Origin of the sequence: Ruminococcus sp. RTP21358st1_G6_RTP21358_211008, assembly GCF_040908885.1 — a bacterium.
Lineage (GTDB): Bacteria > Bacillota > Clostridia > Lachnospirales > Lachnospiraceae > Blautia_A > Blautia_A faecis.
Genome location: NZ_JBDGDM010000009.1, coordinates 42,672 through 56,485, shown reverse-complemented (window position 1 = coordinate 56,485; position 13,814 = coordinate 42,672). Strand labels below are relative to the sequence as shown.

The following is a 13,814-nucleotide window of genomic DNA, read 5'->3' as shown; positions in this document are numbered from 1 at the left end:
GCATCGGATGATTTTATTTCATAAGAAAGATTGCATTATGCAGATTCCTTTTGGGAAACGTGCTCTGTGTACAAAAATGGCTACAGACGAGACAGCAGACAAAGACAGGAGGGCTTATAAAGTGCCAATACCGGGAAATAAGAGCGTGGTTGTGACATACGGTTATCCTCTTTTACTTGGGGTAACCCAGATGGCAGATGGATATAATTTTGCAGTGGAAGCGGAAGAGGATTCTGAGGTTTACCTGCTTCTTTACAGGAAGAGGGGAAGAGAGCCCTTTTATGAACTTCTTCTGGATGAAAAATATCGTACAGGACGGATTTTTTCTGTCTTTATGAAAAAATTAAATGTAACCAATCTGGAATACAATTTTAAGATAAACGGGGAAATCTATCTGGATCCCTGTGCCAGCAGAATCAGCGGAAGAGAGCACTTTGGGGCAGCGTGGGAGGAGGATCCCCACAAGGTGCGATGCGGCTTCTGGTCAGGCAATGGTTATGACTGGGGGGATGAGAAAGCACCGGAAACAGACTTTGGAGATATGATCCTCTATAAAGTACATGTCCGTGGATATACCAGGCAGGCTAAGCTGCCGGCAGGACTTCGGGGCACTTTTTCCGGTCTGGTACAGATGATCCCATACTGGCAGGAGCTTGGCATTAATACAGTAGAGCTTATGCCGGCCTATGAATTTATGGAGGTGGTTCCGCCAAAGGAGCCAGACGGTCTGGTTTCCCAGAAGGGGAAAAAGGACGAGGTAAATTACTGGGGATATGGAAATGGTCTTTATTTCGCGCCAAAGAGTGCTTATTGCGCTACCCGGGATCCCCACAGGGAATTTTGTGACATGATCAGGGCTTTTCACAAAGCAGGGATTGGCTGTATCATGGAAATGTATTTTCCGGCAGAAGTTAATCCTTTAATGGCACTTCGTGCAGTGCAGTTCTGGAAACAGAATTATCATGTGGACGGCTTTCATATTCTGGGAGAAGGGGCACCTCTTGACCTGATCATGAAGGACGGCCTGCTTGCAGGGACGAAGATCATGGCAGAAGGAATGGATACGGCTGCTCTTTATAAGAACCGCAGATCAGGAAAGCGTTGCTTTGCGGAATATAATCTGGGCTTTTTGCAGGATATGCGCAGATTCCTGAAAAGCGATGAGGATATGGTTCCGGCTGTGCAGTACCGCATCCGTCATAACCCGGATGACCATGGAGTGATCAATTATATCACCTGCCAGGACGGTTTTACTTTAAATGACCTTGTTTCCTACAATTATAAGCACAATGAGGCAAATGGGGAAGGCAATAACGACGGCTGCAGCTATAATTATTCCTGGAATTGCGGTATTGAAGGACCAAGCAGGAAGCAGTGGATCCGTCAGATGAGGGAGCGCCAGATGCGTGCTGCTTTTGCCATGCTGCTGTTTTCCCAGGGAGTGCCCATGATCTATGGCGGTGATGAGATCGGCAATTCCCAGGAGGGAAATAACAATGCTTACTGTCAGGATAATCCCATTGGCTGGATTGACTGGCGGGGACTGCGGCGAAATGCCAGTATGCTCGCCTTTGTAAAAAAGGCAGTTGCACTTCGGAAGGCTCATCCTGTCCTTCATATGAGTGAGAGCATGAAAGAAGCAGATTACCTTGGCAAGGGATTCCCGGATATGTCTTTTCATGGGGAACGTGCATGGTTCTGCAACATGGAAAATACCAGCCGCATGATCGGCATGATGCTGTGCGGGGCATATGCAAAGCTGCCGGACGGAAGTGAGGATGATTTCCTTTATACAGGCTATAATTTTCACTGGGAAACCAGGAATATCGCGCTTCCTAATCTGCCAGAGGGGATGGAGTGGAAGAAAGTGATGGATACCGGAGATCTGACCTGTGATGGATTTTATGGGGAAAATGGCCAGGTCTATGAAAGAGCCGTGGAGGTGGGACCGCGTACAGTGGTTGTACTTCAGGGTGTGAAGAAACCGGAGCCTGAAAGAAAGCATACTGGCAAAGGAAAAAAGAATGAAAAACTGCCAGTCGCAAAAGCGAAGAAAACTGCAGCTTCAGACAATACTGTGACAGAAGCTGAGAATAAGGAAAGGAGGTCCGGTGACAATGCATCCATGGCTTCACTTTAAAACAATCACAAAGCATAAGCTGATGGTCATGCACTATTGCTTCCGAATCGGACTTTACAAGCAAGGGCTTCTCCATGACCTTTCCAAATATACTCCATCGGAATTTCTGGTGGGCTGCAAATATTATCAGGGAAACAGAAGTCCAAATAACGCAGAACGTGAGGCTACTGGCGTGTCTACCGCCTGGCTTCATCATAAAGGGCGCAATAAGCATCATTATGAGCATTGGGTGGATTATTCCATAAATGATCCGGAGCATGTGATCATGGGGGCGAAAATGCCTCGCAGATATGTGGCAGAGATGGTGATGGACCGGATCAGTGCCTCCAGGACGTATCTTGGGGACGCATATGACAATCACAAGCCGCTGGAATATTTTCTGAAAAGCAAGCCGAAGCTGTGGTTTGTACATCCCCAGACCAAAAAAGAGTTAGAGGGGCTGCTTCGGATCCTCAATGACAAAGGGGAAGAAAAGGCTTTGTGGTATATTAAGCATGTTTATCTGAAAGGGAAAGAGAAGTAGTTTCATATTCTGTGTTTATAAAACGCATACTTTCAAAAAAATATATAATATCACTTGCACTTTCATACTCTTCTGTGGTAAAGTATGAAATATGTTATTTTGCTGTCCGGATGATTTGGGGACGGCAGATTTTATAACAGAGGAGGAGAAAAAATTGAGTGGTACAACAGTGATAATTCTGATTGCTTTTGTGTTTTACCTTGCCATGATGATCGTCATCGGCGCGGTTTACATGAAAAAGACCTCCAGCTCAGAGGATTATTTCCTTGGAGGACGAGGACTGAACGGATGGGTGGCAGCCCTTTCAGCACAGGCTTCTGATATGAGCGGATGGCTTCTGATGGGTCTTCCCGGAGCTATTTATTCCTTTGGATCCGGACAGATCTGGATCGCGGTAGGACTTTTTATCGGAACTGTTCTCAACTGGGTTTGTATTTCCGGAAGACTTCGTAAATACACCATCGCAGCAAACAATTCCATGACCATCCCGGCATTTTTCGAGAACCGTTACCGTGATAAGAAAAAGATCCTACTTCTGATCTCATCAGTGGTAATCGTAATCTTTTTCCTGGTGTATACAGCTTCTGCGCTGGCAGCAGGCGGTAAGCTGTTCAATACCGTATTTGGACTTGATTATCACATAGCACTTGCCATTGGAGCAGCGGTTATTCTTTGCTATACTTTCATGGGCGGCTTTATGGCGGTCTGTGTAACAGACTTTGTACAGGGAACCCTGATGCTTATCGGACTGCTTGTAGTTCCGCTGGTGGCATATTTCCTGCTTCCAGGCAATCTTACAGACCTGATCTCCCAGAGCGGCGTGACCGGCGGTGCAGGTGCTTATCTGAACCCATTTATGAATGGAGACAGACCATATACCTTTATAGAGATCTTTTCCCAGCTGGCATGGGGCTTTGGATACTGTGGAATGCCTCACGTACTGGTAAGATTTATGGCAGTTAAGAACGAGAAGGAACTGAAAAAATCCTGGGCGATTGCCATTGTATGGGATCTTCTTTCCCTGACAGCTGCATTTGCAATCGCTGTGATCGGAAGAGCTTATCTGCTTCCTGTTATTCTTGGGGAGAACGGAGCTGCTTCTTCTGAGAGCGTATTTATTGAGATGATCCGCAAGGTGTTTACCTCAGAGCTTGCGCTTCCCTTTATCGGTGGACTGTTCCTCTGCGGAATCCTTGCAGCGATCATGTCCACAGCGGATTCCCAGCTTCTGGTAACGGCTTCTGCAGTATCAGAGGACTTGTATCACAGCTTTGTCAAGAAGGATGCTGATACAGAGGAAATTCTGAAAGTAAGCCGCATCACGGTTATTGTGATCGCAGTGATTGCATTTGTCATTGCATGGAATCCGGACAGCAGTATTATGGGACTGGTTTCCAATGCATGGGCAGGACTTGGTTCTGCATTTGGACCGATCGTGGTAATGTCCCTGTTCTGGAGAAGAACCAATCTTCCAGGTGCCATTGCAGGTATGGTGACTGGCGGACTTACCGTTATTATCTGGGACTATATTCCATTAGTTGGAGGACAGACACTGGGAACCTATACCGGACTTTATTCCCTGGCAGTTGGTTTCCTGCTCAGTCTGGTGATGATCGTGATCGTCAGCCTTGTGACGAAGGCTCCATCCAAAGAAATCACAGATGAGTTTGACAGAGTTGCTGCGAAATAATGCGGTTGTATGATCGTTGTGCATTGTGATGCGTGTTATAGGTTGCGATGCGACCATTAAGAAAGTTTTATAAAAAAGGTAGTCCTTATATGGAAAGGGCTACCTTTTTTTCTGAAAATTTGTTATAATAATAACATCTTTATCCGGGAATGAAAGACATTGTATATCAGTGTCTGGCAGAAAACGGACGTAATAAATCTGCATTCCCATAACAGAAAGGGGCAACACAAGATGAAAAAATATGATTATTTAATTGTAGGAGCCGGACTTTTTGGAGCTGTATTCGCTCACGAAGCTACTAAGAAGGGCAAGACCTGCCTGGTGATCGACAAGCGTGATCATATCGGCGGTAATATTTACACAGAGGAAGTAGAAGGCATCCAGGTCCACAAGTATGGCGCACATATTTTCCATACCTCTAAGAAGGAAATCTGGGACTATGTGAACCAGTTTACAGAATTTAACCACTTTGTAAATTCACCTATTGCTGTGTATAAGGATGAACTGTATAATCTTCCGTTTAATATGAATACATTCCACCAGCTCTGGGGAGTTCGGACTCCGGCAGAGGCGAAGGCGAAGATTCAGGAGCAGATCAGCCGCATGCACATCACACACCCGAAGAACCTGGAAGAGCAGGCGCTGGCGCTGGTGGGACAGGATGTGTATGAGAAGCTGGTAGAGGGCTATACCCGCAAGCAGTGGGGAAGAGAGTGTAAGGACCTTCCGTCCTTTATTATCAAGAGACTTCCTCTTCGTTATACCTATGATAATAACTATTTTAAGGATCCCTATCAGGGTATTCCGAAGGGCGGCTATACCCGCATTATCAAGAAGCTTCTGGAGGGTGTCCAGGTTTGCCTGAAGACGGATTTCTTTGCAAACAGAGAAGAGCTCACTGCACAGGCAGATAAGATCCTTTTTACCGGTATGATCGATGAATTTTACGATTACTGCTATGGTGAGCTGGAGTACCGTTCCCTGCGTTTTGAGACAGAAGTGCTTGATATGGGGAACTATCAGGGAAATGCGGTTGTGAACTATACCGATTATGAAGTGCCATATACCCGTATTATTGAGCATAAGCACTTCGAATTTGGGACACAGCCGAAGACTGTTATCACAAGAGAATATCCGGCAGCATGGGAGAAGGGAAAAGAGCCGTATTATCCCATTAATGATCCGAAGAATGACGAGCTCTTTGACAAGTATGAGCGCCGTGCATTAGAAGAGAAGAATGTACTCTTCGGCGGACGACTGGGCATGTACCGCTATATGGATATGGATAAAGTAATCGAGGAAGCTCTTAATATGGCTGAGACCGAGCTGACCTACGAAGAAGTATAAAGGAGAATACTATGGATACCCCGACTATTACACAATACTACAGAGAATCGGACCCGGCCAGACGTCTGGCACTTTTGAATATGTCAATTGAGGCAGGAGAGGAGCCGGAGCTGAATCAGATCCGCAGGGAGCTTTGGGACATCCGTTATCAGGATCCGTCTGAGCTTGGCGGTGATACCCGGGCTGACGGTTTGATCGCACTGTGGATGCTGATGGAGTTTAATAAGGACAGCGGCAAGCGCTTTATGGGAGTCCGCGGCGGACGTAAGGAGATCATGAAACAGCTGAATAAAATGAAATTCCAGGAAATCTGCGCCAAGGGTAAGGATTATGAAGAGCTTCTTTACAGGGAGTGCTGCCATATGGTGAAGACGTATATGGAGCTTAGTGAGTCTGATAAGGCTTATAACAGCACGCTGTTTGGAATTATGAAAATGAGCAGTGAGCGTGCCAAGGACAAGCTGAAAGCGGATATTTATGATACTGCCGTGGTGCTTCCGCAGACATTGAAGATGGAAGAAGAGCTTGGAATCGTCACCCGCGCCGCCCGGGAAATGTACGAACTGCATTTTCCAGGAGAGGGAAGCCTGGGAGCAGACAGATAACATGTCAGGCGAAAAAGCCTGACATGTATAAAAAGATATAAAATTATAAAGTCCTTAATACCGCAGCAGTCTCCGAATCTGGAGCTGGCTGCGGTATTTATTATGCAGCTCCAGTTCCAGCGCCTTCTCACATGCATCCAGAATCACATCATAATAGGTAAACTGATAAATATTACCTGCAATCTGTACACAATTATACCGCTGCAAAGAAATCCCAATCTGTTCCATGGAAAACTGGAAATCAAGCTTCGCCTGCAGCATACGCATTAAGGTAAAGGACACAAACCCAATCACAAAATGGGCATTGATCTTATCCGGTGTCCAGATGAAGGTAGCAGAGGAGTCATACTGGCTTTTGGAATCAAGGAAAATTTTCTCCATATGACGAAGTCCGCTGAAAAGACGATAAGGGGCAAGATTATCCACCTCCAGATTATCAGTAGCAATGGCAGTATATCCGTCCAGCTTCAATCCGGTACGCCTTCCGGAAGACTCCCTGGCAAGGCGCTGCTGTCTGGCCTGAAGCTCATGGTAGTATACAAATTGTTTTTCCCTATCCTCAAAAATCCGCTCTTTATAAAGAAGAGGGATAGTCTGATGCTTTTCATTCAGAATTTTCATTTCCTGATAACCATCCTTCAGTACCCAATCCTTAAATTCTGCATTCGCAGTATGTACCGGCAGACCATAAATATATCCGTCTGCTGGAACTCCATTGCAAATAAAAGGCTCCTCCTCCGGACGCACAGGTGCAGTATTATAAAAGCGGGTTCTGGGATTCTCTCTCTTTAATTGCTTTACGGCATTAAAAACAGACTGGTTCAACACAGTACCACTGGTAGACAGGTCATATGCAATGGGAATTCCATTTCTGTCCGTGAGAAGATCCAGGTGAAGGGTGGAATCTGTACGTTTGGCATTGGGCTGCGTGTCAGAGGGCATGCTTCCCGGAATGGAAAAATTATAGCTGGTGTGATCCAAAAAAGCAGAAGTGGTATCTCTGGAAAGGATGCTGCCGGAATGCTCATAAATCCACTTCTGCAGATCTTTTTGCAGTTTCACGATAACATGAAAGGCAGAATCCAGGTCTTCGTCTGAGATGCTTCCGGATTCTTCGAAGTAGATTCCTTTTTCAATAGCTTCATTCCAGGTGCAATTTGGGTAAAGCGCACGGGAAATGACCATATATCGGAAAAGTTCTTCTATATTATAGGAGAGAGATAGATTCCAGGTCCTGGTACGCCAGAAAATGTCCAGCTGAAGCTCCTTATAAAGGTATTTCAGAATGCCGTAGCCTACATTTTTCAGAGAGTGTTCTCCCGGTGAGAGAGCAGTAGTAAGGTCAACATATACCACAGAGTTCTTTTTGGCTTCTCGTTCCTGGTTCATATCAGCGACAACCTTCTCGAAATGGCTGATGGGATCCGGGTAATCCTTCTTTAAATCTTCCAGATATCCCAACCCCATAATGGTTTTCTGACGAGTGGCTTTCTTCTCTTTATCATAGTAGGATTCGGTGATGGCAAGGTAAGTTCCCTTTGCCTTAGGGGTCTTTTTGAGAAACATAGGGGTCCTCCTGTATGCTTTATCATTTGAAAATGAAGATGGTGCGTAATCCTTGTTTGCCAATTGTATAAGTGCATTGGTTTTCTGGCAGTTATTATACCACACGAAAGAATGTACATCAAGATACACCATGAGTAAATACGAAAATCGGAGCGAATATAGTTTAGAAAACAGGGCGTGAAATTGTGCAATATGCTGAAATTCAGACAGGGGAAAATGGAGTAAACATGTAGCTTTTTTGCCCTGTGAAAGCAGAAAAAATAAGAATTTGTGTGCTTTTTTCAATTAAAAGTCGAAAATAACTACAGTACACCAAAATACACATTATAAAAATACGAAAATGAAGACCGAATCGTGCCAGATTTCTTAGTGAAACGGCAGAAAACAGGGATTTTTCAGGTGATTATAAATTATTGCTCCTTTAAAATCAGTGTGATATGATGATGAAAATGGATTTTGGGCTACTTCTGCCTGCAAAACCACACTGAAAAAAGGAAAACCCGATCTTAAAAAGGAGGTTGTAACATGAAAAAGAATTCAAGGCTGAAATCGTTTTTTGCCATACTTTTGGCGGTATCTATGATATTCCAGCAGTCCAGTCTGACTGTTCTGGCAACAGACGATACCTACGTTGAGGACGCGACGGCAACACCGACTCCGTCTGAAAGCGAAGCAGAAGCATACGCAACAGAGGGAACGGAACCGGTTGCTGAGAAACAGGAAGAACCTCAGCAAATGCAGGAAACTCCTGCTGCGGAACAAGCTCAGGAGCCAACGGAAGCACCTGCCGAGCAGCCAACAGAAGCGCCAACAGAGCAGCCGACGGAAGCACCAGCAGAGCAGCCGACAGAAGCACCAGCAGAGCAGCCAACAGAGGCGCCTGCAGCAGCTCCGACAGAAACACCTGCAACAGAGCCTACAGCGGCACCAGCAGCAGAAGTGACGGAAGCTCCTGCAGCACCGGAAGCTACAGCAACACCAGCTGCCGAGGCAACTGCAACTCCGACACCGGAAGTCAGCGCGTCCCCAAGTGAGACACCGACTCCGACAGAAGCACCGAAGACTTCTTTCAGATACGAAGACAGTCGTGTAGTGATTACAGCAACAGCTCCGGAAGATGCAAACCTTCAACAGGATGCAGAAATCAAAGCTGACTACATCGCACCTGGCACCGATCGCTACAATGCAGCAGTAGCAGCATTCAACAGCCAGCTGAGCAGCCAGTTGGGACTGGACGCTGAGAATACGGAAGCTGAGTACGTACTTTACGATGTATATTTCCTGACCGCCGACGGAAGCAGAATTGAACCTGAAAGCGGAAATGTAAAAGTAGATATGAGCTTCAAGAAAATTCAGGAAAGCACCGTTGACGGCGACGTCGTAAATAAAAATGTTGTCCACCTGGACAATGATGGACAGGCCGAAGTTGTAACCGAATACGTAAACACAAACGCAGACGGCGAGATCACCTCTATGGGTTTTACGCAGGATAGTTTTTCAATTGTGGGTGGCGTGACGACTTATGATGTTGAAACATCTGGAGGCGAAGGAAACAGTGAAAATGCATTAAAGTTAGATGCTTATATTACTAATGTAATAATACAGGATGCTAACCAGCAGACTATTACATCTCTTACAGAGACGACTACAGAAAGTAAAAGAACTGAATCATTTAATTTAGTTGGATATTTTGGAAATATTCCAGTAGATGAACTTGAAAAGCATGGCTGGAAAGTGGAATATCAGATTCCTGAACAGGACAAAATTAAACTTGAAGAACCGACGTCTGGTACGATAAAAAATGGTAGTAACGAAGTTATTGGAAATTATAGAATAACAACCGACGGATTTGTCAGTATGGAATTTGATAAGGACAAATTAGGTCATGGAACAGCAGTTGGAGGCAATTTTACCTGTTGGGCATATTTAGATTGCACAGACATAACTACTACTGGAGATGTAACATTAAAGTTTAATGATAAGGTTGAAAATAATGTTACAATTCGCGTAATTAAAAAAGAACAGTTGGAAATAAAGAAAGTTGCTGAAGTACCTGTAGTAAATTATGAGAATAATGAGATTACGTATACATACACAGTTAAAGTGTCATCTCCTACAGGAACGGTAAAATCAATTGATTTTGTAGATAAACTGGAAAAATGGTCTTCAGACGCGAATCTTAGTTGGAGCAGTTTAACTATAGAATGTAATGATCCACTTGTTAGTGTAGCATCGGATTGTTTAACTATATCTACGGAAAATAAAACTATATCAGGAACATTGCCTTGTTTATCAGTAGGTGAATTTTATACTATTACGTATAAAATTACGGAAAAATTCAATGAACCAGTAAATGGCAAGTTTTCAGAGAATAATACTGCAAAAGCAAAGACGAATCCATCAGGAAAACTGGAGGATTTAATAGAAGTAGAAGCCAAAAGCAATCCGGAGGTTAATTATACAAGCAAAGATTATAAAGATGTTGTAGTTGATAAAAAAGGAACTGGAGTTCAAGGCGATGATGGAAAGATTACATGGACTTATACAGTAACAGTTTCTTCACCACATGGCACTGGGGATGAAATTGACTTTAAAGATCAATTAAAGAGTGATGCAAAAGGTACAAGTCGTAAGGTTAAATCAGATTCCTTGTCTGTTAAGAAAAAAACAAATACAGCACCTGATGGTATAAATGTTACGTCGGAAAATTATCTGAAGGTTTCAGGTGATGAATTGCTTAAAGCGGATTCCATTGCAGTGTCTGGAAAATTGCCAGCGCTTAATGCTGGTGAATCTTATGAAATTACGTATCAGGTAGAAGAAAGTGGATTTACCGAAAGCAATTTTACAGCAAATGGAAAAAATACAGCGTATGCCAAGGTAACTGAAAAAGTTAAAGATGAGCACTCATCAGAGCCGACAATTTATTATGGTATTCCTAATTTAAATAAAAATGGAAATTATGATGCTGAAAACAATAAGGTAAATTGGACTATTGAGGTAAATAATAATTTTGCTAGCCTTGAAGGATATGAAGTTAGTGATATATTATTACAAAATGACATTCAGCAGAATGCTGATATTATAGCAAAGGTTACGATTCAGAAAACTGGATGGCTGGATGTTAAGCTGGTAGATGATGTAAAGTTACCTATAAAATTTTATACTGATAGTAATGGAAAACCATGTATGGAAGATGCTGCCGGTAAGGTGACTGAATTATATACAATTAGAGATTTTATAAAAATTGAATATTCTACCATGGTACCAGATGATAATAATTATTATGTTAAATATAATAATACGGCTAATATTGAAAAAGGAGGGGAAAATAAAGGAGAATCCAAAAAAGATGTTGATGCCATTAAACCAATAGTAACAAAGGATGATGCTATTGTAACTGAGAATAAGGATTCTGATGCAGTTAATCTGGCATGGACAACTTCTATAACAATTCCTGCTGATGGAATAAAAGTGGGTTCTTATTTTGAAGATTATCTGGAAAACCCATGGAGCGGTTCTGAACCTAAATTAGGCAGTTGGTTTACAAAAGAACAATTAGATAGCATGACGGTAACAGGAATAAATAAGAGCGATTATATAATTACTTATATTCAAACTGAAAATAATGCGAATTATTTCAAGGGATTTAAAATTACATTTAATAAAGCAATTTCTTATTCTGAGGTGAAACAGATTAGTCTTAGTTATTCTTCAACTGGTTATGTAGGAAATTTAAAAGCTGGAGAGAAGAAAGAGTTTGTTAATGAGGCTAAATTTACGCAGGACGGAAAGCAAACGACAGATAAAGGAAAAGGATTATATTCTAAAGAGTCAACCGGTCCAAAAGTTGACAAGGAAAATTTAACAGAGGATGGTTCTGTAAAGGATGCATTTTATAGCTGTGATAATAGTAAAAAGATAAGAATATATTATCGTGTTGTAATTGATACAGAAAGTTTAACTGAGAATATTGTTTATGAGGATGTGTTTCCGAATTATGGTACATTAGTTACTTCAGACTGGAAATACGATGGGAAAGAATGCGACTCAAATAACTCAAGGAAGGGCATTATTGTTCGGTATCTATCGGATACTACAGAAGCTGATAATTTGCGAGGAGTATTTGGTAATTTAGGCTTTGATTATTATGCAGCGAGTAGAATGGATGTCACCGAATCAAAAACAGGATCTTTTACAATAACCGTTGATAAGGATGCTATTGGTATTCATAGTAATGGCAATTGGTTTGCTCCGTATGGCGAGAGACCTAAACTTGTACTTTATTATGCAATTGATTATGATCTGAACAGTGTGGGTCTTACTGATCGAAATGATTGTGTTATAACCAATAATGGTACCGTATCATCAGGCGGAAAAAGTGATTCTTCTTCTGCAACAGCGACTGTAGAAATGAGTAAAGTAAGTAAATCTTCTGCAGGCTATCATGATGATACTAATACAATTAGTTATGCTGTTACAATTAACCCTGCTGGTGAAGAGGTGCTGGACGGAAATAATTTGACTGTTACAGATACGTTAAATTATACAGATCATGTAAATGACATAAAGGGAATTTCTTTAATTCCAGGTTCTGCAAAACTTTATCGAAGAAATGCGGATGGATCTAAAGGAGAGGATATAACTCCTAATGGAGGATGGATTTCAGTAACAGATGCAAATGGAATTTGTACTTTAGTAGCAAGTGTTCCAGATAAAACTGCATGTATTTTGGAATATAAATATTTGTTTGAGTACAAAAATATTAGTCGAAAGGACTATTTGATTTCTAATACAGCAGTTGTTTCAGGAGAAGCAAATAAGAAATGGACATCCACAGTGTCTACTCAGCTGAAAGATCAGGGAAGCGATGTAATTGCAAACACAGAGAGTACAATGCTTACATTAGTAAAACGAGATTCTCAAAATGCTGCGCTTTTCTTAGAGGGAGCAGTTTACAAGCTGGAAAAATATAATGGAACTAAATGGGTAACAGTCGGTGAAAATTATACAACTGATAAAAATGGTGTTGTCCAGCTTGGGGAAGAGATTAACGGTAAAATTGTTATGAAATATAACTATGCATACCGTTTAACAGAAATTAAAGCGCCAAATAATTATAAATGTGCATCTGAACCAATTTATATTTACTTGAAAGAGGCAAGCAGTAGTGTATCATACAAACCAACAGGTTTTGATGAATCAAAAGCATTGGGAAGCAATGGTGGATATATTTATGTTTCAGACGAAAAGGATCTTACTGAAAAAATAAGTATTCCAGTAGAAAAGCGTTGGGATGATGCTAATAATAAAGAAGGATTCAGACCATCTAAAATTACAGTAGTATTAATAAAAAATGGAACGGAAACAAAGACGACGTTAGAACTTACTGCTGATAATGATTGGAAGGGTGAATTTAGTAAACTTGACAAATTTGATAGTGCCGGTGATTTAATTTCCTATGGAATTAAGGAAATTGAAGTGAATTATTATCCGAAACCTGATGTTACAGGAGATGCAACTAAGGGATTTGTAGTTACGAATAAACGTACACCAGAGATGGTAAACATTCCGGTAAGCAAGAGCTGGGACGACAGCAACAACCAGGACGGAAAACGAGTGGGAGAAGTAGAAGTCCAGCTGTATGCAGATGGATGCGCAGTAGCAGGAAAAGTCCTGAAACTGAATGAAGGTAATGGCTGGAAGGGAACCTTCATAGAACTGGATAAATATAAGAAGGGACAGGAGATCAAGTATACCGTAGTTGAAACCACAAATGTGGACGGTTATACAGCAAGCGTAAGCGGAAATGCAGAAGAAGGTTATGTGGTAACCAATCAGCATACGCCAGATAAGGTAAACATTCCGGTAAGCAAGAGCTGGGACGACAGCAACAACCAGGACGGAAAACGAGTGGGAGAAGTAGAAGTCCAGCTGTATGCA

Annotated in this window: 7 protein-coding genes; 6 read left to right on the top strand and 1 reads right to left on the bottom strand. The window is 42.2% G+C overall.

Annotated elements, in window-relative coordinates; translation table 11 throughout:
• Positions 1 to 37: 37 nt before the first annotated feature.
• The 5 genes from AB5Z12_RS05180 (at position 38) to AB5Z12_RS05160 (ending at position 6,305) form a co-directional block, all read left to right on the top strand.
• Positions 38 to 2,140: a Type II secretory pathway, pullulanase PulA and related glycosidase gene (locus AB5Z12_RS05180; RefSeq protein ID WP_173735381.1), complete on the top strand. Its 2,103-nt coding sequence runs from the start codon at positions 38 to 40 to the stop codon at positions 2,138 to 2,140.
• Complete coding sequence (locus AB5Z12_RS05175; RefSeq protein WP_148462446.1) at positions 2,118 to 2,663, top strand: DUF5662 family protein; 546 nt, start codon at positions 2,118 to 2,120, stop codon at positions 2,661 to 2,663. The genes AB5Z12_RS05180 and AB5Z12_RS05175 overlap by 23 nt, the downstream gene beginning before the upstream one ends.
• 154 nt (positions 2,664 to 2,817) lie before the next feature.
• Positions 2,818 to 4,353, top strand: a complete 1,536-nt coding sequence (putP, locus tag AB5Z12_RS05170; RefSeq protein ID WP_173735380.1) for a sodium/proline symporter PutP — start codon at positions 2,818 to 2,820, stop codon at positions 4,351 to 4,353.
• Positions 4,354 to 4,584: 231 nt separating this feature from the next.
• A complete protein-coding gene (gene glf / locus AB5Z12_RS05165; protein ID WP_148462337.1) occupies positions 4,585 to 5,700 on the top strand; it encodes a UDP-galactopyranose mutase in 1,116 nt (371 codons plus the stop codon).
• Between the two features lie 11 nt (positions 5,701 to 5,711).
• Complete coding sequence (locus AB5Z12_RS05160; protein WP_118578660.1) at positions 5,712 to 6,305, top strand: DUF6553 family protein; 594 nt, start codon at positions 5,712 to 5,714, stop codon at positions 6,303 to 6,305.
• Between the two features lie 54 nt (positions 6,306 to 6,359).
• Here the strand turns inward: AB5Z12_RS05160 and AB5Z12_RS05155 are convergent, their stop codons facing one another.
• Positions 6,360 to 7,871: a hypothetical protein gene (locus tag AB5Z12_RS05155; RefSeq protein WP_148462335.1), complete on the bottom strand. Its 1,512-nt coding sequence runs from the start codon at positions 7,869 to 7,871 to the stop codon at positions 6,360 to 6,362.
• Between the two features lie 525 nt (positions 7,872 to 8,396).
• On the opposite strand from AB5Z12_RS05155, the gene AB5Z12_RS05150 reads away from it, so the two are divergent.
• On the top strand, positions 8,397 to 13,814 hold a 5,418-nt coding region (locus AB5Z12_RS05150), incomplete at its 3' end, for a Cna B-type domain-containing protein (RefSeq protein WP_368368575.1).